General features: G+C 66.3%; 20 protein-coding genes. 6 read left to right on the top strand and 14 right to left on the bottom strand.

What is annotated here, in order from left to right:
• Positions 1 to 26: 26 nt before the first annotated feature.
• The 7 genes from WNM05_RS10895 to WNM05_RS10865 all read right to left on the bottom strand — a co-directional run bounded on the left by WNM05_RS10895 (position 27) and on the right by WNM05_RS10865 (position 9,212).
• Complete coding sequence (locus WNM05_RS10895; protein WP_434634973.1) at positions 27 to 2,480, bottom strand: acyl-CoA dehydrogenase; 2,454 nt, start codon at positions 2,478 to 2,480, stop codon at positions 27 to 29.
• 75 nt (positions 2,481 to 2,555) lie between these two features.
• The gene (locus WNM05_RS10890) at positions 2,556 to 3,197 is read right to left on the bottom strand and encodes a TetR/AcrR family transcriptional regulator (protein WP_434634971.1); all 642 of its coding nucleotides are present in this window, start codon (positions 3,195 to 3,197) and stop codon (positions 2,556 to 2,558) included.
• A 200-nt stretch (positions 3,198 to 3,397) separates the two neighbouring features.
• Complete coding sequence (locus WNM05_RS10885) at positions 3,398 to 4,579, bottom strand: O-succinylhomoserine sulfhydrylase (protein WP_434634970.1); 1,182 nt, start codon at positions 4,577 to 4,579, stop codon at positions 3,398 to 3,400.
• Between the two features lie 164 nt (positions 4,580 to 4,743).
• Positions 4,744 to 5,877 carry an L-threonine dehydrogenase gene (gene yiaY / locus WNM05_RS10880; RefSeq protein ID WP_434634967.1) on the bottom strand — a complete coding sequence of 378 codons (1,134 nt, stop codon included), beginning with the start codon at positions 5,875 to 5,877 and terminating at the stop codon, positions 4,744 to 4,746.
• 90 nt (positions 5,878 to 5,967) lie between these two features.
• Positions 5,968 to 6,669, bottom strand: coding sequence for a MarC family protein (locus WNM05_RS10875; RefSeq protein ID WP_434634965.1), 702 nt, complete (start codon positions 6,667 to 6,669; stop codon positions 5,968 to 5,970).
• Between the two features lie 137 nt (positions 6,670 to 6,806).
• The gene (locus tag WNM05_RS10870; RefSeq protein ID WP_434634963.1) at positions 6,807 to 7,544 is read right to left on the bottom strand and encodes a hypothetical protein; all 738 of its coding nucleotides are present in this window, start codon (positions 7,542 to 7,544) and stop codon (positions 6,807 to 6,809) included.
• 141 nt (positions 7,545 to 7,685) lie between these two features.
• Positions 7,686 to 9,212 carry an amino acid permease gene (locus WNM05_RS10865; RefSeq protein WP_434634962.1) on the bottom strand — a complete coding sequence of 509 codons (1,527 nt, stop codon included), beginning with the start codon at positions 9,210 to 9,212 and terminating at the stop codon, positions 7,686 to 7,688.
• 635 nt (positions 9,213 to 9,847) lie between these two features.
• Between WNM05_RS10865 and WNM05_RS10860 the strand changes: the two genes are divergently transcribed.
• Genes WNM05_RS10860 through WNM05_RS10845 form a run of 4 tightly spaced genes read left to right on the top strand, consistent with a single transcriptional unit; the run spans position 9,848 to position 18,711 of the window.
• Positions 9,848 to 11,098 carry an MdtA/MuxA family multidrug efflux RND transporter periplasmic adaptor subunit gene (locus WNM05_RS10860; RefSeq protein ID WP_434634960.1) on the top strand — a complete coding sequence of 417 codons (1,251 nt, stop codon included), beginning with the start codon at positions 9,848 to 9,850 and terminating at the stop codon, positions 11,096 to 11,098.
• Positions 11,099 to 11,111: 13 nt separating this feature from the next.
• Entirely contained in the window at positions 11,112 to 14,213 is a 3,102-nt protein-coding gene (locus WNM05_RS10855; RefSeq protein ID WP_434634957.1) for an MdtB/MuxB family multidrug efflux RND transporter permease subunit, read from the top strand.
• Positions 14,210 to 17,314 carry a multidrug efflux RND transporter permease subunit gene (locus WNM05_RS10850; protein ID WP_434634954.1) on the top strand — a complete coding sequence of 1,035 codons (3,105 nt, stop codon included), beginning with the start codon at positions 14,210 to 14,212 and terminating at the stop codon, positions 17,312 to 17,314. Before WNM05_RS10855 ends, WNM05_RS10850 begins: the two co-directional genes overlap by 4 nt.
• A 5-nt stretch (positions 17,315 to 17,319) precedes the next feature.
• A complete protein-coding gene (locus WNM05_RS10845) occupies positions 17,320 to 18,711 on the top strand; it encodes an efflux transporter outer membrane subunit (RefSeq protein WP_434634951.1) in 1,392 nt (463 codons plus the stop codon).
• A gap of 66 nt (positions 18,712 to 18,777) precedes the next feature.
• Here WNM05_RS10845 and WNM05_RS10840 read toward each other — a convergent pair whose 3' ends face one another.
• Together WNM05_RS10840 and WNM05_RS10835 are read right to left on the bottom strand one after the other, a co-directional pair.
• A complete protein-coding gene (locus WNM05_RS10840; RefSeq protein ID WP_434634949.1) occupies positions 18,778 to 19,854 on the bottom strand; it encodes a glycosyl hydrolase family 18 protein in 1,077 nt (358 codons plus the stop codon).
• 674 nt (positions 19,855 to 20,528) lie between these two features.
• A complete protein-coding gene (locus WNM05_RS10835) occupies positions 20,529 to 21,233 on the bottom strand; it encodes a glutathione S-transferase N-terminal domain-containing protein (protein WP_434634946.1) in 705 nt (234 codons plus the stop codon).
• Between the two features lie 131 nt (positions 21,234 to 21,364).
• Here WNM05_RS10835 and WNM05_RS10830 point away from each other — a divergent pair, with 131 nt between their 5' ends.
• Together WNM05_RS10830 and kdsA are read left to right on the top strand one after the other, a co-directional pair.
• Complete coding sequence (locus tag WNM05_RS10830) at positions 21,365 to 21,715, top strand: hypothetical protein (RefSeq protein ID WP_434634944.1); 351 nt, start codon at positions 21,365 to 21,367, stop codon at positions 21,713 to 21,715.
• A gap of 137 nt (positions 21,716 to 21,852) precedes the next feature.
• The gene (gene kdsA / locus WNM05_RS10825) at positions 21,853 to 22,701 is read left to right on the top strand and encodes a 3-deoxy-8-phosphooctulonate synthase (RefSeq protein WP_434634941.1); all 849 of its coding nucleotides are present in this window, start codon (positions 21,853 to 21,855) and stop codon (positions 22,699 to 22,701) included.
• Positions 22,702 to 22,707: 6 nt separating this feature from the next.
• On the opposite strand, the gene WNM05_RS10820 is transcribed toward kdsA, so the two are convergent.
• From WNM05_RS10820 to WNM05_RS10800, 5 genes are all read right to left on the bottom strand, one after another.
• Complete coding sequence (locus WNM05_RS10820; RefSeq protein WP_434634938.1) at positions 22,708 to 23,058, bottom strand: hypothetical protein; 351 nt, start codon at positions 23,056 to 23,058, stop codon at positions 22,708 to 22,710.
• A gap of 230 nt (positions 23,059 to 23,288) precedes the next feature.
• Positions 23,289 to 23,747: a class I SAM-dependent methyltransferase gene (locus WNM05_RS10815; protein WP_434634935.1), complete on the bottom strand. Its 459-nt coding sequence runs from the start codon at positions 23,745 to 23,747 to the stop codon at positions 23,289 to 23,291.
• A gap of 71 nt (positions 23,748 to 23,818) precedes the next feature.
• Complete coding sequence (locus WNM05_RS10810) at positions 23,819 to 24,442, bottom strand: 3'-5' exonuclease (RefSeq protein WP_434634932.1); 624 nt, start codon at positions 24,440 to 24,442, stop codon at positions 23,819 to 23,821.
• A complete protein-coding gene (locus WNM05_RS10805) occupies positions 24,439 to 24,642 on the bottom strand; it encodes a hypothetical protein (protein ID WP_434634930.1) in 204 nt (67 codons plus the stop codon). The genes WNM05_RS10810 and WNM05_RS10805 overlap by 4 nt, the downstream gene beginning before the upstream one ends.
• 134 nt (positions 24,643 to 24,776) lie before the next feature.
• Complete coding sequence (locus WNM05_RS10800; RefSeq protein WP_434634927.1) at positions 24,777 to 26,501, bottom strand: cholesterol oxidase substrate-binding domain-containing protein; 1,725 nt, start codon at positions 26,499 to 26,501, stop codon at positions 24,777 to 24,779.
• Positions 26,502 to 26,668 lie beyond the last annotated feature (167 nt).

Genomic DNA, 26,668 nt, shown 5'->3' with positions numbered 1-26,668 from the left:
TCCGGCATGGTAGCACGCGGCCCGATTTAGAAAATCAGGCGCTGCAACAATTTGTCGTCATGCTGCTCCAGCTTCTTGTCGAAGTCGTCCACCATGATCACATCGCGCTTCAGCTTGCGGGCGCGGGTGACGGCGTCGAACTCTTCCTGATTGATCAGGCCGGTCTGCAGCGCCTCGGCCAGTCGCTCGCGGGCGGTGATGGTATTGAACTTGCCGTCGCGCGCCAGCTTGCGCAGCTTCTGCTCCACCGGCTCGGTGGCCAGGATGGCGTGCAGCGCATGATCCAGCACGCCGACCGGATCGGTCTCGGCCTTCGGCACATACATGCCGCGGGTCAGCCGCTCGCGGGTCGCGCCCGGTTCCATCATCGCGCGCGCCACCTTGGTGCCGACGCGGTCCGACGCCGGCTTCAGCGTCAGGCCCCACGGGAAGATCACGCGGCGCAGAATCCAGGCCAGGCCGCGACTGGGCAGGTTGGCCAGGAAGCCGTCCATCGCCACCTGCACGTCGTACAGCGCGTTTTCGACCGCCCAGCTCATCACGGCGACGTCTTCCTTCTGCGCGCCCTCGCGTTCGAAACGCTTCAGCGAGGCGGTGGCGATGTACAGGCCGGACAGCATGTCGCCGAGACGGGCCGACAGCTTCTCGCGGAATTTCAGCGAGCCGCCCAGGCTGAACATCGCCATGTCGGACAGCAGCGCGAAGGCGCTGGACAGGCGGGTGACGCGCTTGTAGTAAGCCGCGGTGACGCCGCCCTTAGGGCTCCTGGCGAAGCAGGCGCCGGTCAGGCCAAGCCACAGCGAGCGGGCGAAGTTGCTGATCACGAAGTTGATGTGGCCGGTGATCGCCTTGTCGAACTCGGCGCCGTCGTTGGCCATCGCCGACTTCATCTCGCGCAGCACGAACGGATGGCAGCGGATCGCGCCCTGTCCGTAGATGATCATCGAACGGGTCAGGATGTTGGCGCCCTCGACGGTGATGCCGATCGGAATCGCCTGATAGCCGCGCGCCAGATAGTTGCGCGGCCCCAGCACCACGGCCTTGCCGCCGTGCACGTCCATCGCGTCGTTCAGCGTTTTGCGCATGCGCTCGGTGTTGTGGTACTTCAGGATGGCGGACAGCACCGACGGCTTCTCGCCGTTGTCCAGGCCGGTCAGCGCCAGGTCTTGCGAGGCCTCCATCTGGTAGGTGTAGCCGCCGATGCGCGCCATCGCCTCGTCCACGCCCTCGAACTTGCCGATCGGCAGGCCGAACTGGTCGCGGATGCGGGCATAGGCGCCGGTGGTCCAGGTGGTCAGCTTGCCGCAGGCCACCGACATCGCCGGCAGCGAGATGCAGCGGCCGACCGACAGGCACTCGACCAGCATGCGCCAGCCCTGGCCGGCGTATTCGCGGCCGCCTATGATCCAGTCCAGCGGAATGAACACGTCCTTGCCCCAGGTCGGGCCGTTCATGAAGGCGGAACCGCCCGGGAAGTGGCGGCGGCCGATCTCGACGCCCTCGTGCTCGGTCGGCACCAGCGCGCAGGTGATGCCTATCTCTTCCTTGTCGCCCAGCAGATGGTCAGGGTCGTACATCTTGAACGCCAGGCCCAGTATGGTGGCGACCGGCGCCAGCGTGATCCAGCGCTTCTCCCAGCTGATGCGCACGCCGAGCACATCGTCGAAACGCTCGCCGGTGCGCGGATGGGTGTAGGAGCCGCGGCATACCACGCCGAAGTCCGGAATGGCGCCGGCGTCGGAACCGGCGTACGGACTGGTCAACGCGAAGCACGGCACTTCGACGCCCTTGGCCAGGCGCGGCAGGTAGTAGTCCTTCTGCTCGTCGGTGCCGTAGTGCTGCAGCAGTTCGCCCGGTCCAAGCGAGTTCGGCACCATCACCGACACCGCAGCGGTGCCGCCGCGGGTGGCGATCTTGGTCACCACCTTGGCATGGGCGTAGTTGGAGAATTCCAGGCCGCCATACTTCTTCTTGACGATCATGCCCAGGAAGCCGTGGTCCTTGATGAACTGCCACACGTCGGGCGGCAGGTCCTTCAGCTCATGGGTGATCTTCCAGTCGTCGATCATGCCGCACAGCTGTTCGGTCGGACCGTCGATGAAGGCCTGCTCTTCCGGCGTCAGCTTCGGATCGGGGAAGGACAGCAGGCGGTCATAGTCCGGCTTGCCGGAGAACAGGTCGCGATCCCACCAGACGGTGCCGGCGTTGATGGCTTCCTGCTCGGTCTGCGACATCGCCGGCGTGATTTTCTTGAACACGCCGAACACCGGACCGGTGAACACGGCGCGGCGCAGCGGGACGATGTTCAGCACCGCGGCGATCACGGCGAACACCGCCCAGACGGCGGCGTGCGGCGGACAGTGGAAGACGAACTGGAGCGCGGCGAGCCAGGCGGCGACGCCCACGGTCCAGGCCAGCACCGGCGCGGCGCAATAGGCCAGCGCGCCGAGCAGCACGATCAGAAGAATGGCAGCAATCATTGTGTTTTACCCTCGTGTTGACCCCTTGGTTCCGCGCGCGCCGCCTTGCTGTTGTCGTTCGACGCGCTTGCGGAATCAGCCTTCGACGGGCGCGACCAAACCGGCAATCACGAAAGGCACCAGATACTTGACGATCATGTCCGGATCCCGGGCGGTAACGATCTGGCTGCGCGTGAAGATTTTCAGCACATCGTTGCCGGCGAAGGCGTTGAACATGACGCTGAAGGCGAGGTGCATGCGCCAGGCGAGCTGCTCCGACTCCAGATGCGGCAGCGCCCTTTGGAAGGCCCCGCTATAGCGCTGGACGAACACGCTGTACTGCTGCGAGATGGTCTCGCGCAGCAGGCGGTGGTTTTCCACCAGCGTGCGCGACAGCAGGCGCACGAACATGGCGCCGCCGCGCGACGGGTCCTTGGACAGGGCCAGACAGGGCCGTATGAAGGACAGCACCAGCTGTTCCAACGGCAACGGTCCGGCTTCCGCCTCCAACCGGTCCAGTTCGGCCAGGCAGTCCTCCAGCAACGGAGCCAGCCTGCGCAGAAACACGGATTCGAACAACGCATCCTTGGAGCCGAAGTGATAGTTCACCGCGGCCAGATTCACCTCGGCCTGCTGGGTGATCATGCGCAGCGACGTCGCCTCGAAACCGTGCTCGACGAACAGGCGTTCCGCCACGTCGAGAATGCGGGTTGCGGTGTCGGGACGATTGGCCTCCATGGTCTCCAGTGCCTTTATTGTGTTTGCTTGTGGTTTTGTCTTGCTCATCTCAGCTTTCGAACAAGCGTTTCAAACTTACGTTTTAACTTGACGGATGTCAAGGCATGTCCCCATCGCCCCGCCCTCCATCGCTTTTGGGCCAACAAAAACGGCAGTCTGATTTTAGACCGCCGTTTGAATGAAACACGCGTTAAAAGCGCTTAGTCAAGACCCCGCAACAGATCTTGTTGGAGATCGAGCACGTTTTCCAGGCCGACGCTGATGCGCAACAGCCCCTCGACGATGCCGGCCTGGGCGCGCGCCTCGGGCGTGACGCGGGCGTGGGTGGTGCTGGCCGGATGGGTAATGGTGGTTTTCACATCGCCCAGATTGGCGGTGCGCGAGATCACCTCGACGGCGTCGACCACGCGCCATGCCGCCTCGCGGCCGCCGCTGACGACAAAGGACACCACCGCCCCGCCGCTCTTCTGCTGGCGCAGCGCCAGCTCGTGCTGCGGGTGGCTCTCCAGGCCCGGATAGTAGACGCGCTCGACGCCCGGCCGCGCCTCCAGCCAGCGCGCCAGCTCCAGCGCGTTGGCGCTGTGCTTCTCCATCCGCAGGTGCAGCGTTTCCAGGCCGGACAGCAGCGTCCAGGCGTTGAACGGCGACAGGGACGGGCCGGCCGCGCGCACATGCAGATAGATCTGCTCGATCAGCTTGTCGCTGCCGACGACGGCGCCGCCCATCACCCGGCCGTGGCCGTCGATGAACTTGGTGGCGGAATGCATGACCAGATCGGCGCCCAGTTTCAGCGGCTGCTGCAGCGCCGGCGAACAGAAACTGTTGTCAACCACCAACAGCGCGCCGTGGGCGTGGGCGATGTCGGCGATCGCGGCGACGTCGGCGACCTCGGTCAGCGGGTTGGACGGCGTTTCCAGGAACAGCAGCCGGGTGTTCGGCCGCAGCGCCTCGCGCCAGGCGGACAGGTCGCGCGCGTCGACGAAGTCGGTGGCCACGGCGAACTTGGACAGCTGGTTGGCGAACAGATTGGTGGTGGAGCCGAACAGGCTTTGCGACGACACGATGTGGTCGCCGGCCTGCAGCAGCGTCATCATGATGGCCTGGATCGCCGCCATGCCGGTGGCGGTGGCGATCGCGCGCTCGCCGCCTTCCATCTGCGCCAGCCGCTGCTGGAACGCCGATACCGTCGGATTGGTGAAGCGGGAATAGGTGTAGCCGTCGATTTCGCCGAGGAACATCGCTGCGGCCTGCGCCGCCGATTCATAGGTGAAGCTGGAGGTGAGGAACAGGCCCTGGCTGTGTTCGCCGAATTCGCTGACGGCGCGGCCGGCGCGGATGGCCAGCGTTTCCGGGTGCAGGGGGGCGTGATGCGGGTCGGACATTCGCTTCTCTCTTTCTCGTCGCCGGCCGCGAGCCGGCTGTCATTACCCGGCTATCTTGCCTGAAAACCGCGCGCTTGCTAAATCACATCCGGCGCTATCGCCCGGCCGGCGTCGGCATTTGGCGCCCCCCCTCTCGCCCCAAACGCCGTCGTCGGCCGCGCGCGCTACATCGCGGCGCGGAAGATCGCGCACAGTTCCTCGTGGCTGGCGCGGCGCGGATTGGTCAGGCCGCAGGCGTCGCGCAGCGCGTTGTCGGCCAGCGTCGGGATGTCGGCCTCGCGCACGTCCAGCGCCCGCAGGCCCGGCGGAATGCCGACATCGGCCGACAGCCGGGTGATCGCCCTGATGGCGGACTGGGCGTCGCCGTCCGCTTCGCCCAGCGCCCGCGCCACGTCGCCGAGGCGCTCGCCGGCCTCGACGGCGTTGAACGCCTGCACATGCGGCAGCAGCACCGCGTTGCAGACGCCGTGCGGCAGATCGTAGAAGCCGCCCAGCTGGTGCGCCATCGCATGCACATAGCCGAGCGAGGCGTTGTTGAAGGCCATGCCGGCCAGGAACTGGGCGCAGGCCATCGCCTCGCGCGCCTCCATGTCGCGGCCGTCGTGCACCGCGCGGCGCAGGAAGCCGGCGATCAGCTCCACCGCCTTCAAGGCGCAGGCGTCGGTGATCGGCGTGGCCGCGGTGGACACATAGGCCTCCACCGCGTGGGTCAGCGCATCCATGCCGGTGGCGGCCGTCAGCGACGGCGGCATGCCGGCCATCGTTTCCGGATCGTTGACCGACAGTATCGGCGTGACGTGCTTGTCGACGATGGCCATCTTGATGCGGCGAGCCTCGTCGGTGATGATGCAGAAGCGCGTCATTTCCGACGCGGTGCCGGCCGTGGTGTTGATCGCCACCAGCGGCAGCTGCGGCTTGGCCGACTTGTCGACGCCCTCGTAATCCTGGATGCGGCCGCCGTTCACCGCCACCAGCGCGATGGCCTTGGCGCAATCGTGCGGCGAACCGCCGCCCAGCGACACCACGGCGTCGCAGCGCTTGTCGCGCAGCAGCGCCAGCCCGGCCTCGACGTCGGCGCAGCCGGGGTTGGCGTGAACGCCGTCGAACACCACCGGCTCGATGTCGGCCTGGCCCAGCATTTCGGCCACCCGGCCCGCCAGGCCGGCCTTGACCAGTCCGGCGTCGGTGACGATCAGCGCGCGGCGGAAACCGTGGCCGCGCATCTCGGCTATCGCCTGGCTCAGACAGCCGGCGCCCATCAGATTGAACGAGGGAATGAAGAAAGCGCTGACGCCCATGAACATCTCCTTGGTTAAAACGATGTCATGAGCCCAGTCTGAGCCGCCGCCCTCCCCCGCGCCTTGCCTCAGATCAAACGAGGGGGAGTCTCAGCGCAGCAGCGCGGCGTTGTCGCGCAGCCACTGGCCGGCCAACTCGCCGAAGCCGTCCCACATGATCTGCACGCCCAGGCACAGCAGGATGAAGGCCGACAGCCGCAGGAAGACCACCGAGCCGGTCTGCCCCAGATAGCGCAGCAGCTTGTCGGCGTGGCTGTAGCACAGATAGACCAGCACGCTGCAGGCCACGATGGCGGCCGAGCCGGCCAGCGGCGCCACCGCGTAGCGGACGATGCCCTTGCCGCTGCCGGTCAGCGTCGCGCCTATGGTGATCGCGACCGAGATCGAGCCCGGCCCCACCGTCAGCGGGAAGGTCAACGGGTAGAAGGCGCGCTGTTTCAGCTCGGCCTGGCTGTCGGCGCGCGCCTGCTCGGCCGGGGCCTGGCTGGGCTCGGCCGGCGTGTCGTTCAGCATGCGCCAGGCGGCGAAGGTGATCAGCAGGCCGCCGGACATCTGCACCACCGGCAGCGACACGCCGAAGAAGGACAGCACATAGCCGCCGACATACATGCTGCCGACCAGCAGCAGCGCGCAGTACAGCGCGATGCGTCGCGCCAGGTAGCGCCGCTGCTGCGGCGTGTTGCGCGCCGTCATCGAAATGAAGATGGGCACCAGGCCCGGCGGATTCATGATGGGGAGCAGCGCCGCCATCACGAAAAGGAATTTGGTCACGAAGATGGACAGCAACTGCATGCGGCGCTCCGCTGGCGGGTGTTTAAAATGTTATCGGCTTGGCGAATGAAACCATAAAAAAAGCGCAGGCGCCAGCCTGGTTTTACCATCCCGATTCACGTCCCGACAGACCCGGCCGCGGGCCCGTCGGGACGCGCTCAAGACCAGCGCCCTGTCGTGGGATCGAAGGTCCGGGTCTCGGTATCGAAGCGGTCGAGCAGGCCAAGCACCGCATTGCGCAGCGAGTCGTAATTGCGCAGCACCTGTTCGATGCGCGCCTTGCCGGGCCCGTTCAAGCCCGCGGTGACGGCCTGGGCGCGCGCCAGCGACAATGCGTCGTGGAAGACCGTGGCCGGATTCGCCTGGCGTTCCTGGCCGGGATTGGCGATATAGGCCCGCAAGGCGGTATCGTCGACCAGATTGTCCAGCACATCGTCCAGCGCCTTCAACACCTCGCTGCGCCAGGCCTTGGTCCTGCCGCCTATCCGCCTGTCCTCTCCCCCTCCGCCGGCAGGAAAGCCGGCGCAAATGATTTCGCACCACTGCCACTGCAGGCGACCGCTGTAGCCGCCGAACATATGAGCATGCCGGTCGCGCTCGGCAGCCCCCCGCCGGGCCACCAGCGGCTGATTGGCGCCGCTGTGGCCCAGATCCAGCTGGGCCAGGCCCGCCCAGGCCTCATCCAGAGGCACGCTGTAGGCTCTCATTCTCTGACGCCACACCGCCCCGCCGCCAAACACGGCGGCCAGCGCGTTGTCGATCACGCCGATCACATCGCCGAAGACATGGTCGCCCTGGGCCGGCGCCAGCGAGGGCGCGTCCTGCGGCCGCGGCACCGGCGGCAAGGCGCCGTTATTGATGGGATTCGGATACGTGCATCTTGCGATGATGGACATTGCGCTCTCCTTTGTCGTGCCGGCGCGGCCCGCCAGCCGGGTCCGCCGTCAAGGGAACGCGCGCGCCGCGCCGTCGTGACGGTCGCCAATGCAAACAGGCCCCGAACGGGGCCTGTCGCTGTCATGGGGACCGGGAGAGGACTAGGCTTTCGATGCGGCCAGCTTGCCGCCGCGGCCTTCCTCGCGCAGGTCCAGCGCCTTGCGGTGCGCCTCGGCCAGTTCGATCTTGTCCAGCGGGACCACGCGGGTCTTGTGCTTGGCGCGGTAGCCCCACCACAACGCCAGGAACAGCGGGATGCCCAGATAGGTGGCGATCACCCCGTTCCAGTCCACCTTGGCGGCGGTGAAGGCGGTGTAGTTCTGGCCCAGCATGATCAGCAGGCACAACGCGAAGGCGAACAGCGGACCCAGCGGGAACCACTTGGCCTTGTACGGCAGATCGTCCAGGCTGTAGCCCTGCTTCACGTAGGCGCGGCGGAAGCGGTAGTGGCTGATGGCCACGCCCAGCCAGGCGATGAAGCCGGTCATGCCGGAAGAGTTCAGCAGCCACATATAGACCGCGTTGCTCTGGAACAGCGAAGTCAGGAAGCACAGGCAGGCCACCAGCGTGGTCGCGTACAGCGCGTTGCGCGGCACGCCGTTGTCGGAGAGCTTGCCGAAGGCCTTCGGCGCCATGCCGTTCTTGGCCATCGCGTACAGCATGCGGGTGGACGCGTACATGCCGGAGTTGCCGGCGGACAGGATGGCGGACAGGATCACGGCGTTCATCAGGCTGGCGGCGAAGGCCAGGCCGGCGCGGCTGAACACCAGCGTGAACGGGCTGGCGCCGACATCCTTCATGTCGTTCTTCAGCAGCGACGGGTCGTTGTGCGGCAGGATGAGGCCGATGATCAGGATGGACAGCATGTAGAACATCAGGATGCGCCAGAAGATCTGCCGCACGGCGCGCGGGATGGTGCGGCCCGGATTGGCCGACTCGCCGGCGGCGACGCCGATCAGCTCGGTGCCCTGGAAGGAGAAGCCGACCACCATGGCGACGCCGACGAAGGCGGCCAGGCCGCCGACGAACGGCCCCTCGCCCTGCATCATCACGGAGAGGCCCGGCGCGATGCGGCTCGGATCCGGCTCGGTCATGATGCCGAAGATCATCAGGAAGCCGATGACGATGAAGGCCACGATGGTGGCCACCTTCAGCATCGAGCACCAGAATTCGGCCTCGCCGAACCCCTTCACCGAGAAGTAGTTGAGCGCGAAGATGACGGCCAGGAAGCCCCCGCTCCACACCACGCCCGGCATGCCCGGGAACCAGTAGTTCATGATGATGGAGGCCGCAGCCAGCTCCACCGCCACCGTGATGGCCCAGTTGTACCAATAGTTCCAGCCCTGGGCGAAGCCGAAGGCCGGATCGACGAAGCGCGAACCGTAGACCTGGAAGGAACCGGACACCGGCATGAAGGCCGCCATCTCGCCCAGACTGGTCATCAGGAAGTAGACCATCAGGCCGACCAGCGCGTAGGCCAGCAACGCCCCGCCGGCGCCGGCGCCGGAAATGGTGGCGCCGGAAGCCAGGAACAGGCCGGTGCCGATCGAGCCGCCGATGGCGATCATCGACAGGTGGCGCGCCTGCAGCGAGCGCCTCAGCTCCGGCGCGTCTTGTTTCTTGTTCATATCCAACTCACTCTATCGTTCTGCCGCGCGGCAAGCTTCCGCGCCGCCCGGTCGGTCGAAAACCGGGTCCGAATAATCAAAGCGGAAAAGAATGACATCGTTCGCCGGCATTGCCTAGTCCGGATCAGGCGATTTGCGCAAAAAACGAAGATGTCATGTTCGGAAATGAAAGAAAAGCCACGACGGACAAGGCGGGATGGCCGCCCGCCGGATCGCCGCCCGGGTGAGGACAAGACGCCACAGCGCCATTGGGCGCCGGGCCGCCCTCCCGGCCCGAGGCGCGCTTCTTCGCGCGCCGGGCCGCTGGAATCAACATGCAATGTAAATAAACGGTAAAAGCGCAGGCGCGCCGCGCGCCGTCGGCGGGCTGTCGGCAAATCCTGCAATGCCAATGCCTTAGGCAAGCGCTTCATTCACGGTCGGTAATATAAAAATCAAACGCTCTTTTTTAATTAACAATTCACAACACAAAGCGGCCCGCCGCTCAAACCAGACTCATATTATTCATTCACTCTTCAACATGGCAATACCGGCATAGACTGCTGGTTTATCAGCATAAAGCGGCAGAAAGCATGAAATAATGTCATGCTCTGCCTCATCAATAACAAGCGAACCGTCCGTCCGGAGCACACCGCATGTCGACCCCCACTCCCGCCAAGACCAAGCGTCTGCCCATAGTCATCGCCATCATCGCCGTTCTGGGCGGCGGCTGGTGGTGGCACCAGCACAGCCAGAGCGCCAGGGAGGCGGCCGCCAGAAACAAGGGAGGCGCGCCGATGGCGGTCGGCGTGGCGACGGTGAAGACCATGGACGCGCCGCTGCAGCTGAACGCGCTGGGCACCGTCAATTCGACCTATACCGTGACGGTGCGCAGCCGGGTCGACGGCCAGCTGGAGAAGATCCATTTCGACGAAGGCCAGCTGGTCAAGCAGGGCCAGCTGCTGGCCGAACTCGACGCCCGCCCCTACCAGGCGGCGCTGACCCAGGCCGAGGGCCAGCTGCTGCGCGACAAGGCGCTGCTGGAGAACGCCAGGCTCGATCTGGCCCGCTACCAGCAGCTGGCCAGCCAGAACTCCATCGCCAAGCAGCAGGTCGACACCCAGCAGGCGCTGGTCCACCAGTACGAGGGCACGGTCAAGGTCGACCAGGGCGCCGTCGCCGCCGCCCGCGTCAATGTCGACTACACCCGCATCACCGCGCCGGTCGGCGGCCGCGTCGGCCTGCGCCAGGTCGACCCCGGCAATGTGGTGCACGCCGGCGACGCCAACGGCGTGGTGGTGATCACCCAGACCCAGCCGATCAACGTGGTGTTCGCGATTCCCGAAGTCAATCTGAACGCGGTGCTGCAGGCCGCCGCCGCAAGCAAATCGCTGCGGGTCGAGGCCTGGGACCGCGACAACCGCCACAAGCTGGCCGACGGCACGCTGCTGGCGCTGGACAACCAGCTGAACACCAGTACCGGCACGATCAACATCAAGGCCAGGTTCGCCAACGACAAGCAGCTGCTGTTCCCCAATCAGTTCGTCAACGTCAATCTGCAGCTGGGCGTGCGCAAGGACGCGGTGGTGGTGCCGACGGTGGCGGTGCAGCTGGGCAAGGTCGGCAACTACGTCTACACCGTCGGCGGCGACGCCACCGTCAGCATCGCCAAGGTCAGGACCGGTCCGGTCTCCGGCGACAACACCATCATCGAGGACGGCCTGAAGCCGGGCCAGCGGGTGGTGATAGACGGCGTGGACAAGCTGCGCGACGGCGCCCAGGTCAAGGTGATAGACCGCGCGGCCCAGGCCAAGGAGGCGGCGTCGGCGGCGGCCGGCGAGGCCAAGCCCCGCAAGAAGCGCGGCACCGGCGCCTGGGGCAAGCGCCACGCCTCGGCGGCAAACTGAGCAAGGACACCGCATGAATCCCTCTCGTCCGTTCATTACGCGGCCGGTGGCCACCACCTTGCTGATGCTCGCCATCCTGCTGACCGGCCTGGTGTCCTGGCGCATGCTGCCGGTATCGGCGCTGCCCGAAGTCGATTATCCGACGATACAGGTGGTGACGCTGTATCCCGGCGCCAGCCCCGACGTGATGACTTCGTCGGTCACCGCGCCGCTGGAGCGCCAGTTCGGCCAGATGCCGGGCCTGTCGCAGATGTCGTCGTCCAGCTCCGGCGGCGCCTCGGTGATCACGCTGCAGTTCAGCCTGGACCTGACGCTGGACGTGGCCGAACAGGAAGTGCAGGCGGCGATCAACGCCGCCGGCAACCTGCTGCCGTCCGACCTGCCCAGCCCGCCGATCTACAACAAGGTCAATCCGGCCGACACGCCCATCCTGACCATAGCCGTCAGTTCGCCGACGCTGCCGCTGACCAAGCTGGAGGACATGGTCGATACCCGGCTGGCGCAGAAGCTGTCGCAGGTGCCGGGCGTCGGCCTGGTCAGCATCAGCGGCGGCCAGCGCCCGGCCGTGCGCATACAGAGCAATCCGAAGGCGCTGGCCGCGCGGGGACTGACGCTGGAGGACATCCGCACCGCCATCGCCAGCGCCAACGTCAATCAGGCCAAGGGCAGTTTCGACGGCCCGCTGCAGGCGTCCACCGTCGACGGCAACGACCAGCTGCAGTCGGCCGACGATTACAGAAAGGTCATCATCGCCTACCAGAACGGCGCGCCGGTCTACGTCAGAGACGTGGCCAAGGTGGTGGAATCGGCCGAGAACGTGCGGCTGGCCGCCTGGTCGGGCACGACGCCGGCCGTCATCCTGAACGTGCAGCGCCAGCCCGGCGCCAACGTGATCCAGGTGACCGACCGCATCAAATCGCTGCTGCCGCAGCTGAAGTCCACGCTGCCCGGCTCGGTCGACGTCGCCGTGCTCAGCGACCGCACCGTGACCATACGCGCCTCGGTCGAGGACGTGGAGTTCGAGCTGATGCTGGCCATCGCGCTGGTGGTGATGGTGATCTTCGTCTTCCTGCGCAATGTGCCGGCCACCATCATCCCGGCGGTGGCGGTGCCGCTGTCTCTGGTCGGCACCTTCGGCGTGATGTATCTGACCGGCTTCTCGATCAACAACCTGACGCTGATGGCGCTGACCATCGCCACCGGCTTCGTCGTCGACGACGCCATCGTGATGATAGAGAACATCGCCCGCTACATCGAGGAAGGCGAAAAGCCGATGGAGGCGGCGCTGAAAGGCTCGAAGCAGATAGGTTTCACCATCATCTCGCTGACCATCTCGCTGATCGCCGTGCTGATCCCGCTGCTGTTCATGGGCGACGTCGTCGGCCGGCTGTTCCGCGAATTCGCCATCACGCTGGCGGTGTCCATCCTGATTTCCGCCTTCATCTCGCTGACGCTGACGCCGATGATGTGCGCCCGGCTGCTGAAACATGTGCCGGAAGAGAAACAGGGCCGCTTCTACCACGCCAGCGGCAAGTTCTTCGACGACATCATCGCCGGCTACGGCAAGATGCTGACCTGGGTGCTGGACCGCCAGAAGACCACGCTGCTGGTGGCCATCGGCACGGTGGCGCTGACCGCGGCGATGTACGTCTGGGTGCCCAAGGGCTTCTTCCCCTTGCAGGACACCGGCGCGATACAGGGCATCAGCGAGGCCTCGCAATCGATCTCCTTCGGCGCGATGGCCGACCGCCAGGAAAAGCTGGCCGAGCAACTGCTGAAGGACCCGGCGGTGGACAGCCTGTCGTCCTTCATCGGCGTCGACGGCACCAACGCCACGCTGAACAGCGGCCGCCTGCTGATCAATCTGAAACCCAAGGGCGAGCGCGACGACATCCGCACCGTGCTCGCGCGGCTGCAGCGGCGCGCCGACGAGGTGCCCGGCATGTCGCTGTACCTGCAGGCGGTGCAGGATCTGACGATAGACGCGCGCGTCAGCCGCACCCAGTACCAGTTCACCTTGCAGGCCACCAGCCAGGACGATCTGTCGACCTGGGTGCCCAAGCTGGTGCACCGGCTGCAGCAGGAGCCGGCGCTGGCCGACGTCGCCAGCGACCTGCAGGACAAGGGCCTGCAGGCCTACGTCAACATCAACCGCGACGTCGCCTCCCGTCTCGGCGTCACCACCGCCGCCGTCGACAACGCGCTGTACGACGCCTTCGGCCAGCGGCTGATCTCCACCATCTTCACCCAGACCAATCAGTACCGCGTGGTGCTGGAGGTGGACAAGGACCACCAGCGCGACCCGCTGTCGCTGAAAGGCATCTATGTGCCGACCGCCGCCGGCGGACCGGTGCCGCTGGACGCGGTGGCGACGATAGAGGAGCGGCCGGCGTCGCTGGCGATCAACCACCTGGGCCAGTTCCCCACCACCACCATTTCCTTCAATCTGAGGCAGGGCGCGTCGCTGGGCGAGGCGGTGGACGCGATCCGCCAGGCCGAGACCGATCTGGGCCTGCCGGCCAGCATGGACACCAGGTTCCAGGGCGCGGCGATGGCCTTCCAGGCCTCGCTGTCCAACACCTTGTGGCTGATCCTGGCCGCCATCGTCACGATGTACATCGTGCTGGGCGTGCTGTACGAGAGCTATATCCATCCGATCACGATACTCTCCACGCTGCCGTCGGCCGGCATCGGCGCGCTCTTGGCGTTGATGGTGTCCGGCACCGATCTGTCGGTGATCGCCATCATCGGCATCATCCTGCTGATCGGCATCGTCAAGAAGAACGCGATCATGATGATAGACTTCGCGCTCGAAGCCGAGCGCGAACAGGGCATGGCGCCGCGCGAGGCGATCTACCAGGCCTGCCTGCTGCGCTTCCGCCCCATCCTGATGACGACGATGGCGGCGCTCTTGGGCGCGCTGCCGCTGATGATGGGCGGCGGCATGGGTTCCGAGCTGCGCCAGCCGCTGGGCATCACCATGGTCGGCGGCCTGATGGTCAGCCAGGTGCTGACGCTGTTCACGACGCCGGTGATCTACCTGGCCTTCGACCGGCTGGCGCGCCGCTTCGGCCGCAAGGACAAGCCCGAGCCGAGCGGGGAGCTCGAAGCATGATTCCATCGGCACCGTTCATCCGCCGGCCGGTGGCCACCACGCTGCTGACGCTGGGCATCCTGCTGGCCGGCCTGATCGCGTTCAAGCTGCTGCCGGTATCGCCGCTGCCGCAGGTGGACTTCCCGACGATCTCGGTGTCGGCCAAGCTGCCCGGCGCCAGCCCGGAGACGATGGCCGCCACCGTGGCCACGCCGCTGGAGCGCGCGCTGGGCCGGATCGCCGGCATCACCGAGATGACCTCGTCCAGCTCGCTGGGCTCGACCAATATCACGCTTCAGTTCGACCTGGACCGCGACATCAACGGCGCCGCGCGCGACGTGCAGGCGGCGATCAACGCCGCCCGCTCGCTGCTGCCCACCGGCATGCCGTCCAACCCGACCTACCGCAAGGTCAACCCGGCCGACGCGCCCATCATGATCATGGCGCTGACCTCGGACAGCCTGACCCGCGGCCAGATGTACGACGCCGCCGACTCGATACTGGGCCAGAAGCTGTCCCAGGTGGACGGCATAGGCAACGTCATCATAGGCGGCGGCGCCCAGCCGGCGGTGCGGGTGGAAATGAACCCGATGCAGCTGAACCACTACGGCATCGGCATGGAGACGGTGCGGGCCGCCATCACCGGCACCAACGCCAACCGGCCCAAGGGCTTCCTGGAAAACGACGACCGCCACTGGCAGGTGCAGGCCAACGACCAGGCCGGCAAGGCCGGCGACTACCTGCCGCTGATCGTCAGCTACAAGAACGGCAACGCGGTGCGCATCTCCGACGTGGCCGAGGTCAAGGACTCGGTGGTCGATCTGCGCAACGCCGGCATGCTGGGCAAGCAGCCGGCGGTGATGCTGATCCTGTTCCGCCAGCCCGGCGCCAACATCATCGAGACGGTGGACCGGGTCAAGGCGCTGCTGCCGCAGTTGCAGGCGTCGATCCCGCCGGCGATCAAGATCAACCAGGTGATGGACCGCACGCCGACGATACGGGCCTCGCTGTCCGAGGTGGAGCGCTCGCTGGCGATCTCGATCTCGCTGGTCATCCTGGTGGTCTTCCTCTTCCTGCGCAACGGCCGCGCCACCGCGATACCGGCCATCACCGTGCCGGTGTCGCTGGTGGGCACCTTCGCCGTGATGTATATGGCCGGCTTTTCCTTGAACAACCTCAGCCTGATGGCGCTGACCATCGCCACCGGCTTCGTCGTCGACGACACCATCGTCGTGCTGGAGAACATCTCCCGCCATATCGAGGACGGCATGAAGCCGTTCCAGGCGGCGCTGCGGGGCGCGCGCGAGGTCGGCTTCACCGTGCTGTCGATGAGCATCTCGCTGATCGCGGTGTTCATCCCGATACTGCTGATGGGCGGCATCATAGGCCGGCTGTTCCGCGAATTCGCGGTGACGCTGTCGGTGGCCATCATGGTGTCGCTGCTGGTGTCGCTGACGACGACGCCCATGCTGTGCGCGCGCTGGCTGAAGCCGCACGACGCGCACCGGGAGCCGGGCAAGCTGTTCCGCTGGAGCGAGCGCGCGTTCGACGCGATGCTGGACGGCTACCGCCGCTCGCTGACCTGGGCGCTGCGCCACAGCCGGTTGATGATGGTCATACTGGGCGCCACCGTCGCGCTGAACGTCTTCCTCTACGTGGTGATCGCCAAGGGCTTCTTCCCTCAGCAGGACACCGGCCGCCTGACCGGCATGATACGCGCCGACCAGAGCATCTCCTTCCAGGCGATGCAGATCAAGCTGCAGCGCTTCATCAACGTGGTCGGCGCCGATCCGGCGGTCGACAAGGTCGTCGGCTTCACCGGCGGCGGCCAGCGCAACGGCGCGAACATGTTCGTCAGCCTGAAGCCGCTGTCCGAGCGCAAGGAGAACGCCGATCAGGTGATCGCGCGGCTGCGCAAGAAGCTGGCCAAGGAACCGGGCGCCCAGTTGTTCCTGCAGTCGGTGCAGGACATCCGCATCGGCGGCCGCGCCAGCAACGCGCAGTACCAGTACACGCTGCAGGGCGACGATCTGAACGAGCTGCGCGAATGGACGCCGAAGGTGCAGCTGGCGATGAGCAAGATCCCCTTCCTGGCCGACCTGAACAACGACCAGGAGGTCAAGGGCCTGCAGACCTCGCTGAACTTCGACCGCGCGGCGATGGCGCGGCTGGGGCTGACCCAGGCGCAGGTGGACTCGGTGCTGAACGACGCCTTCGGCCAGCGCCAGGTCTCCACCATCTACAATGCGCTGAACCAGTACCACGTGGTGCTGGAAGTGGCGCCGCAGTACTGGCAGAGCCCGGAGAGCCTGCGCGACATCTATCTGCAGACGCCGGGCGGCTCGCCGACGCCGCTGTCGGCCTTCGCCAGCTGGAAGCCGACCAACACCTCGCTGTCGGTCAACCACCAGAGCCAGTTCGCGGCCACCACCATCTCCTTCAACCTGCCGCCGGGCTACTCGCTGTCCGACGCCACCCATGCGATAGACGCGGCCATCGCCGACATCGGCCTGCCCAGCAGCATACACGCCAGCTTCCAGGGCACGGCCAAGTCGTTCCAGGCCTCGCTGGACAGCCAGCCGGTGTTGATCCTGGCGGCGCTGGTGGCGGTCTACATCGTGCTGGGCATGCTGTACGAGAGCGTGGTCCATCCGATCACCATCCTCTCCACGCTGCCGTCGGCCGGCGTCGGCGCGCTGCTGGCGCTGATGGCCACCGGCGGCGAGTTCAACATCATCGCGCTGATCGGCGTGCTGCTGCTGATAGGCATCGTCAAGAAGAACGCCATCATGATGATAGATTTCGCGCTGACCGCCGAGCGCGAGCAGAAGCTGCCGCCGCAGGAAGCCATATTGCAGGCCTGCCTGCTGCGCTTCCGCCCGATCATGATGACGACGATGGCGGCGCTGTTCGGCGCGCTGCCGCTGGCGCTGGGCCGAGGCGACGGCGCCGAGATGCGCACGCCGCTGGGCATCTCCATCGTCGGCGGCCTGCTGCTCAGCCAGCTGCTGACCTTGTACACCACTCCCATCGTCTACCTGTACCTGGACCGCTTCCGCCTGTGGTGCCTGAAATGGCGCGGCAGCCACGGCCGCGCGCTGGCCGGCGGCAAAGAGGAATGATAGCCATGAATAGAACAAGAACACCGCTGAAACAGGGCCTGTGCGCCCTCTTCACCGCCGCCGCGCTGGCCGGCTGCGCCATCGGTCCCGACTACGCCAGGCCCAAGCTGGACATCCCGGCCGGCTTCAAGGAGGACGGCCGCTGGAAGAGCGCCGAACCGCAGGACGCGATGCCGCGCGGCGACTGGTGGACGGTATTCCAGGACCCGACGCTGGACGGCCTGATGGACACCTTGAACAAGCAGAGCCCGACCATCGCCCAGGCCGAGGCGCAATACCGCGAGGCCCAGGCCCAGCTGCGCCAGGCCCAGGCGGGACTGTTTCCGTCGCTGAGCGCCGACGCCTCCCGTAGCCACGGCGTGACGACGCCGGGCGCCGGCGCCGCGACAAGCTACAACCTGGGCCTGTCGGCCAGCTGGGAAGTGGACCTGTGGGGCGCGGTGCGGCGCGAGGTCGAGGCCGGCAAGGCCAAGCAGCAGGCGTCCGAAGCCCAGCTGGCGGCCATCCGCCTGAGCAGCCAGGCCCAGCTGGCCACCGCCTACCTGCAACTGGTGGTGGCCGACCGGCAGCTGGCCAATCTGCGCGACAGCGAAAAGGCGCTGGCCGAGGCGCTGAAGCTGACGCGCAACCAGTTCGCCGCCGGCATCGTCGGCGACGACGCGGTGGCCTCGGCCGAAAGCCAGTGGCACGCCGCGCAGGCGGCGACGGTGGACAAGCGGCTGACCCGCGCCCAGCTGGAGCACGCGATCGCCGCCCAGCTGGGCCAGGCGCCGGCCAGCTTCTCGCTGCCGCCCGCAACGCAAACGCCCCACCTGCCGCAGATTCCGGCCGGCCTGCCGTCGGCGCTGCTGGAGCGCCGGCCGGACGTGGCGGCGGCGGAGCGCAATATGGCCGTCGCCAACGCCCAGATCGGCGTCGCCAAGGCCGCCTTCTTCCCGACGCTGACGCTGGGCGCCAGCGGCGGCTACCGCGGCTCCAGCTTCGCCGACTGGGTGACGCTGCCCAACCGCATCTGGTCGGTCGGCCCGTCGCTGGCGCTGACGCTGTTCGACGCCGGCCTGCGCAGCGCCCAGACCGACCAGGCGATCGCCGCCTACGACGCCAGCGTCGCCGGCTACCGCCAGACCGTGCTCGCCGCGCTGCAGGGCGTCGAGGACAATCTGTCGGCGCAGAGCCTGCTGAAGGACGAATCGGGCATGCAGACGGCGGCGCTGGCCGCCGCCAAGCGGGCGGAAGCCATCGCGCTCAACCAGTACCGGGCCGGCACCGTCGCCTACCTGAACGTGCTGTCGGCGCAGAACGCCCGCATCGCCGCCGAGAACAATCTGTGGACCGTGGTCAATCGCCAGTACACCGGCAGCGTGGCGCTGATCGCCGCGCTGGGCGGCCGCTGGTGATCCGGCCATCCCAAACGAAAAACCGGGCCGAGGCCCGGTTTTTTTTTCATCGCCGACAATCAGCCATCACTGCGCCAGGCCTTGCTTCACGGCGGCCCAGAAACCGGCGTCCTCCATGCCCAGCGCGTACAAGGACGTGCCGCCCAGTCCGTAGGCGTTCACCAGGCCGGCCTTCAGCGCCACGCTGCGGGCGTTCTCGGTCCAGACGGTATGCCGGCCGCTGCCGTCCTTCGCGGCGTAGGTGAAGTTGACCGAGTGAGTGCCTACGTCGTAGCGCGGTTTGACGCCGTACTGGTCGATCAAGGCCTGGGTCTTGCTCCAGAACAGTTGCTTGCCGCTGTTGTCCGCCTTCCAGTCATAGCCATAGGCGGGAATGCCGTTCAATATCTTGCTCGCCGGCACCCGCGATACCGCGTAGTCCAGATCGTTTTCCATCCAGTCAGACCCCGCCACCGGGCCTGGCCCCCAAGTGGGAATGGTTTCGTCATAGGTCATGATCTGCAGATAATCGGCCGCCGCGCCCAACGCTTGCAGGTCGTAACCATAATTGGCCTCGTGGTTCTCATCCTTGGTGGAAAAAGCCGGCACGCTGACGATCAGCTTCAGCCCCTTGGCGTGCAATGCCCGGCCCAGCGTCTGGATGAAGTTGCTGAAGTTGTTGCGGTCGCCCTGCGCCACCGCCTCGAAATCGATGTTGATGCCGGCAAAGCCATTGGCCTGGGCGAACTTCACCAGATTGGCCACAGACTGAGTCAACGCGGTGGTTGACACCGCATGGGCAATGTCCGCGCTCCAATCGCTGTCGACATTGGAAATGCAGCCATAGGCGGCGATTTTTCTGTCTCGCAGGAATGACAGCGCATTAGTCGGCGCGGCCGCCCCATTGCCGGTGATCGCGCCTTCCCTGGTGATGTTGTAGAAGTCGACGGAAACCGCGTTGAAGTTCGAGTAGTACTTGGTCAGCGCCGCATAATTGCCCGGATAATCCGAGTAGTACGTCAGCACCATCGGGGCCGCCGAAACCGCGGCGGAAGAAAAAGCCAAGCCAGCCAGCAAAACAGCAATCATTCTTTTCATGCATTCACCTTGAAGGACATCGCCCGCGGCATGCACGTCTTGTGCCGCAGCAGGCTGATTTGACATATACACCCGCATCCTGACGTTTTACTTTCAAACTTCCCGTCAAGATTCGACCAGAAAGATAAGTACTTATCTAAATTGGAAGATACCTCGTTTCCGTTTCCGGCGCAAACCATCGGCCCCAGACAGCCCGGACGGTGCGCGCCGCTTGCGAGAGGAATGGACAGAAGGGGAAGCCCTGCGGAATACCATGCAGGCGGCCTGGTCGATGGCGTCGATCCGATGCCGGATTTGACCACCATGGCGAATGGTGCCCGGACATCGCGTCATCCTGACGGGCAGCTTGCATTCGAAGAAAATGCACGGCGACGGCCGGCCGATGCCTATCGTATCGGCCTGGCTGCAATCATCTGCATCGCCCGCGGTTGCGCCAGCAGGCCGGCAGTCGTCCAGGATGAAGCGGGCTGGGACATGGAGACGCCGATCGCCGGCTGCGGCATCCCGCCGCGGCAATGCGGCTGGCGCCGCTGCGAATTCGTAGTCCGCTACCGATTGGCCCCTACCCGCCCATCCGACGAGCAAGCCCAACCCCAGGGGCGGCGAGGAAAAGGCCCGCTACGTGGCGGTCAAACAAGACGGCGGCTGGAAGATGGATAGCGGCAGCATGCGAGAGCCGCGCGTGAAGCGCGGCGCCTTGCGCTGAATCCGCCGGAGACGAGGACCCGGCTCGGAGAGCCTCAATCGCGCGCCGGTATCGCCAGGCCGCGCTGAACGGCCGGCCGCTCGACGAAGGTCTGCAACACGCGCTGGACATTGGGGAAGTCGTCGAAGCCGACCAGCTCCCCTGCGCCGTAGAAGCCGACCAGGTTGCGCACCCACGGCCAGATGGCGATGTCGGCTATCGTGTACTCGTCGCCGCCTATCCAGGCTCGGCCGGCCATCCGGCTCTCCAGCACCTGCAGCAGGCGGCGCGACTCGGCGGCGTAGCGGTCGCGCGGACGCTTGTCCTCATAGTCCTTGCCGGCGAATTTGTGGAAGAAGCCGAGCTGGCCGAACATCGGTCCGACGCCGCCCATCTGGAACATCAGCCACTGGATGGTTTCGTAACGCGCGGCCGGATCCCCGGGCAGCAGCCGGCCGGTCTTCTCGGCCAGGTAGATCAGGATGGCGCCGGACTCGAACAAGGCCAGCGGCTGGCCGTCCGGGCCGTTCGGATCCAGGATGGCCGGGATCTTGTTGTTCGGGTTCAGCGACAGGAAGGCCGGCGACAGCTGGTCGTTGCTCTCGAAACTGACCAGGTGCGCCTCGTAAGGCAGGCCGGTCTCCTCCAGCATGATGGAGACCTTGACGCCGTTCGGCGTCGGCAGCGAATACAGTTGCAGGCGGTCGGGATGCGTTGCCGGCCACTTGCCGGTGATGGGGAAGACGGACAGATCTGCCATGGCTTTATCCTTATGCTGGGCGGCGAAACGCCCACTATACCCGCTCGGCATGGCGCCGTCTCTCGCGGCGGCGACACGCCCATGCTACGATCCCGCCCTCGACAATCCGCACGCGAATCCGGAGCCGGACCATGCGCAACATCCTCATCGCGCTCGCGCTGGCATCGACCAGCCTGCCGATCTTCGCCGCCTGCCCGGCCGGCGCGCCCGGCGAGCCCATGCACTGGATCATCGCGGTCTGCCAGCAGCGCAACGAATCGGACGAGATAGAAAGCCCCAAGATGCAGTCCTGCATCTTCTCGACGGCGAAGGCGAACAAGATCGATCCGGGCAAGCCGTCGGCCCACGCCTGCCAGGCCAAGCAGAAGCTGAAGGCCGAGTGGTGCCTCGGCATGAAGCGGGACGGCCTGGTCGATTCGGTCGACGGCTGCGTCCGCTCCGCCGACACGGTGCCCGACGTGGTGACGCAAGGCGGGGCCTGAGCCGCGCCTGCGCTCCCGGCGAAAGGCCGGGAACAGACGCTGAGGATGGCCCGCGCCGCGCCGCGGGTATATCATGTCGTTTTGCCCAATCCGGCCGCGCCTTGCGAGCGGCCGCGCACGAATACAGGAAGACTCCGTTGATCAACGTCCCCCTTTCCCCGTCCGTCACCGTCGGCAACCAGGCGCCGTTCACGCTGTTCGGCGGCGTCAATGTGCTGGAATCGCGCGATCTGGCGCTGCGCGCAGCCGAGGAATACGTACGCGTCACCCAGAAGCTGGGCATTCCCTACGTGTTCAAGGGCAGCTTCGACAAGGCCAACCGCTCGTCGATCCACTCCTACCGCGGCCCTGGCCTGGAAGAAGGCGTCAGGATTCTGCAGGCGGTGAAAGAGACGTTCGGCGTGCCGGTGATCACCGACGTGCACGAACCGTGGCAGGCCGCGCCGGTGGCCGAAGTGGCCGACGTGCTGCAACTGCCGGCCTTCCTCGCCCGCCAGACCGATCTGGTGGTGGCGCTGGCCAAGACCGGCCGCGTCGTCAACATCAAGAAGCCGCAGTTCATGAGCCCGCCGCAGATCCAGAACGTGGTGGAGAAATTCGTCGAGGCCGGCAACGAGCAGCTGATCCTGTGCGACCGCGGCAGCTGCCACGGCTACGACAATCTGGTCGTCGACATGCTGGGCTTCGGCGTGATGAAGAAGGTCAGCGGCAACCGCCCGGTCATCTTCGACGTCACCCACTCGCTGCAGCAGCGCGAGGCCGGCGCCGCCGCCTCCGGCGGCCGCCGCGCCCAGGTGGCCGAACTGGCCCGCGCCGGCATGGCCGTCGGCCTGGCAGGCCTGTTCCTCGAGGCCCATCCGAATCCGGCCGAAGCCAAGTGCGACGGCCCCAGCGCGCTGCCGCTGGCGCTGCTGGAGCCGTTCCTGGCCGAGATCAAGGCGATAGACGACCTGGTCAAGTCCTTCCCGCCGCTGCAGATAGACTGAGCGCGGCTACAGGCGGACGCAGCAATAGGCTTCGGTGCGGTAGGGAAACGCCACTTCCTCCCTGCCGCTCAAGTCCGGATCGGTGGCGATCAGACGGCGCAGCGCTTCGGCGAAGCGCCGTTTTTCGTCGTCCGGCAAGGCGGCGATGAAGCTGACCGACAGGAAGCGGTCGACGATCACCCGTTCCGGGCTGCCGACATGGCTGTGCGGCAACGCGCTGGCCTCCGGCACCGAGAAGTACCGGGACGATTCGAACGGCAACCGCCACCTGCCCGAATGGAAGCGCGGCGCATCGCCTTCGTACGGCGCCAGCAGACCGGTGATTTTGGCGACCCAGTCGCAGGATTCATCGCGCACGTTCCAGACCAGGCCCAGCTTGCCGCCGGGCTTAAGAGCCTGTTCAAGGTCTTTTTGTGGCAGCGGCCGTTTTCTGCCGGATGCAGGGCGCGGAAAGCGGCCCACCGCAGTGTCGTTCACTGCAAGGGACGTTTGACAAAGCCATGCGCCGGCAGAAAACGGCCCCAGAGGGCAGCCCAGCCAGCAGGCCATCTGCGGCGTTGTCAGGCTAGGCCTTGGAATGCCAAGGCCTACGCCCTCCGCCTTGCATCTGGCCTGCTGGCTGGGCTGCGCTGCTCACAAAAAGACCTTGAACAGGCTCTCAACACCCGGTGGATTTCCCGCAGCGCGTCCTCGCCGGCGAACCAGTGGAAGGCCTGGGCGCAGGTGACGACGTCGACCGAGGCGTCCGGCAGCGGAATCGCCTCGGCCGTCCCCTTCAGCGCCCTCAGCCCCGGCAGGCTTGCCTGCAGCTCGGCGCGCATTTCGTCCACCGGCTCCACCGCCACCACTTCGCCGGCCACCGTCGCCAGCAGGCGGGTGAATTTGCCGGTGCCGGCGCCCAGGTCCAGCGCCGCCGTGGCGGCGTCGACGCCGAGGCTGTCGCGCAACCAGCCGGCCAGCGCCGGCGAATACGCCGGCCGGCCGCGCTCGTAGGCTTGCGCCTCCTTGGAAAAACCCTGGCTGGCCGCCTGGTGTATCGAATCCATGCCGCCTCTCCCTTTCCGGCGCCGATGCGCCGAAACATGAAACGACAAGCGGAAGCCTCGGCTTCCGCTCCTCATGCCGGCATTGCGGCCCGCAACTCCCGGAGATACGGCCCGACCTTGGCGGCGGCGACCTTCTGCAGCTTGCACAGCAGCGCATGGTCGATGCCCGGCAGCTGGAACTGCCGGTCCAGCGTATCGCCGAGGAACAGCCATAGCTGGGCCGCCATCTCGGCGTCGGCCAGCGCGCGGTGGGCGCGCCCGGTATCGGGCAGGCCGGCCCAGCGCGCCAGCGTGCCCAGCTTGTGGTCCGGCGCCTGCGGCAGCAGGCGGCGCGACAAGAGCACGGTGCAGGCGAATTCCTGCCGACGCGCCAGTCCCAGCTGCGCCAGCTCGTAATCCCAGAACTTGCGGTCGAAACCGGCATTGTGCGCGACCAGCGGCGCGTCGCCGACAAAGCGGGCGGCCTCGGCCATCACCTGCCCGGCCGGCGGCGCGTCCCTCAGCATCGCGTTGCTGATGCCGGTCAGCCGCTCTATCATCGGCGGCACCCAGACGCCGGCGTTCATCAGGCTCTGGAAACGATCGACGACGCGGCCGTCCTCCACCATCGCCACGCCGATCTCGGTGGCGCGGCAGTCCGGCCCCGGCGATGCGCCGTTGGTCTCGAAGTCGATGACGGCGATGCGCTGCCTCATGCCAGCGCGGCCTTGGCCGCCTCTTCCGGCGTCAGGCCCTCGAAGAACTGGTCGGTATACCACTCGGCCTGTTCCTCGATATGCTCCTGCGCCTCGGCCTCGGTCGCGCCGGCGGCGACCAGATGCGTCTCCACCTCCGCGCACCAGGCCAGCAACGCCAACGTCTCCTCGTCCAGCTTTTCTTCCCGTCTATTCGCCATCGCGGCTTCCCATCGAATCAATGCATTGCAAACCGTGCATTTTATCATAGCGACGGCCATGTCCCGCCAAATGAAAAAACCGGCGGTGCCCATCGGGGCACCGCCGGCTTTCCGCCCGGAAACGGACGGCGGGATCAGATGCCCAGGCTGTCGAGCAACGGAGACGAGAACAGCCGGTACGGATCGTAGCTCGCCAGCGCCGCCTTGGAGGCGTCCCAGTTGTTGGCGACCTGGCCGGCGCGGAAGGCGTTCGGTATCGTGGCCTGCAGCATATTGGCGTCGGACCACGCCGCCTGGTCGCTATAGCCCCAGCCCTTGGACCACTCCGGCCTCACCGCCGCGTAGTCGCCGCTGAAGTTGGACAGGATCCACTGCTCGATCTCGCGGTAGAACTGATTGGCGTACGGCGTGCCCGGCAAGGTCAGGATGTCCAGCCATACCGCGACATTCCATTCCGGATGATCGGGCCGCGGGCGTATCGCCGACAGCGCCGGCGCCACGCTGCCCGCCAGCGCCACTTCGCTCGGGTCGTCGAGGCCGGTCACGCGGATTTCGACCGGACCGTTCATCGGGTAGCGGCCCATTTGCTGATAAGCCTGCACCCTGGACTGATAGAAGGTGGTGAATTCGTTCAGCACCCGCTGCACGCTGTCGCGACGGGTCAGTATCGCGTAGCCGTTGGCGGTGACGCGCAGCGTCGTCGGCCTGACGTAGAGCAGCAGGTTCTTCGACCAGCCCCACAAGTCCCAGGTCCCCGTCGCCACCAGGCCGGCGCTAGCCGCGACGAACTGGGCCTTGCCGAAGGCCGGCGTCAGGCTGCCGTTGCCCAGATTGATGATCTTGCTGGCCAGATCGGTCACTTCATTCGGCAGATTGTCGGAGAAGCTGTAATTGAACGGCTGGGTGGTCTCGCGGCTGAACGCCGGCTTGCTCGGCGAGACGCTCCACACCTTCAGCCACGGATTGGTGGTGAACGGGAACCAGATCGCCTCCGCCCGGCCGGCGCTGTCCAGATAGCTGGCGAAAGTCCTGCCGCCGCTGCCCGCCGGAGCGAACATTTCGGTATACGGGATGTTGAACCAGCTCTGACAGCGCAAGCGCTGGTTCTGCGCAACCTGCAGCGTGGCCTCGACGATCAGCGAGCGGCCGACGTGGGTCAGCAGCGGCGCGATCTGCGCATCGTTGCGGGAGAACGTCTTCAGCGCGTAGCTGCGGCTGGCGCTGTCGTACACCACCGCGGTCAGGCTCAGCACCAGATTGCTGACCGAACCGTAGCTGGCGCCGGCCGGCCGGCTCTCGCCCTTGGCCGGAATCGCGGTGCCGTGGCCGTTGATCGCCAGCACGCCGCCCAGCGTCAGATCGCCCGGCGCCGGCGTGGCCGTCATGCCCAGCCCGGCATTCTCCAGCCCGGTCAGCAGCGCCTCCATCGTGATGCCGGTCTGGGCGGTGACCTTGGCCACCGGACCCGAGCGATCGATGGACATCGCCGTCAGGTTGCGGGTGGTGTCGAGCAGGATGATGGACGGGCAGGCCGCGCCCGGCGCCACCGTCAGCGGCGACCAGTTGTGCATCATGCCGCGCGGACGCACCTTGAAGCCGTTGTCCTTGGCCCAGTTGGCGACGCGCACCACTTCGTCCGGCGTGCGCGGCGCGCAAGACCAGACATCGTCCACCTTGATGTCGCCGGCCCAGTTCTGGAAGGTCTGCTTGTACAGCGCGATATCGGCCGGAAAGTTGCTCGGCTGGGCGCAGGCCAGGCGCGCCGCGCTGACCTGCTCCGCCGGCAACCACCCCGCCAGCGCGCCGACGGAAGTCAGTTTCAATGCGCCGGTCAGAAAATCGCGCCGGCTGTTGCTCATGGCCTTTTCATCATGCTTCGAATTCATCCCGCACCCCTGCTTTAAATAAAGTCAAAACAATATCAATCAGATTGGTTTGATTAATACAATTCTCACTGGAAAATTACCCGAGAATTCAAATTTTAATGAGCGCCAACGGTCTCCCATTATTTTAATAGCCGGACGGT

The organism is Chromobacterium sp. CV08, assembly GCF_051129845.1.
In the GTDB taxonomy this organism is placed as follows: domain Bacteria; phylum Pseudomonadota; class Gammaproteobacteria; order Burkholderiales; family Chromobacteriaceae; genus Chromobacterium.
Note: the sequence above shows the minus strand (reverse complement) of the source record. Positions and strands in the feature narration are given on the sequence as shown.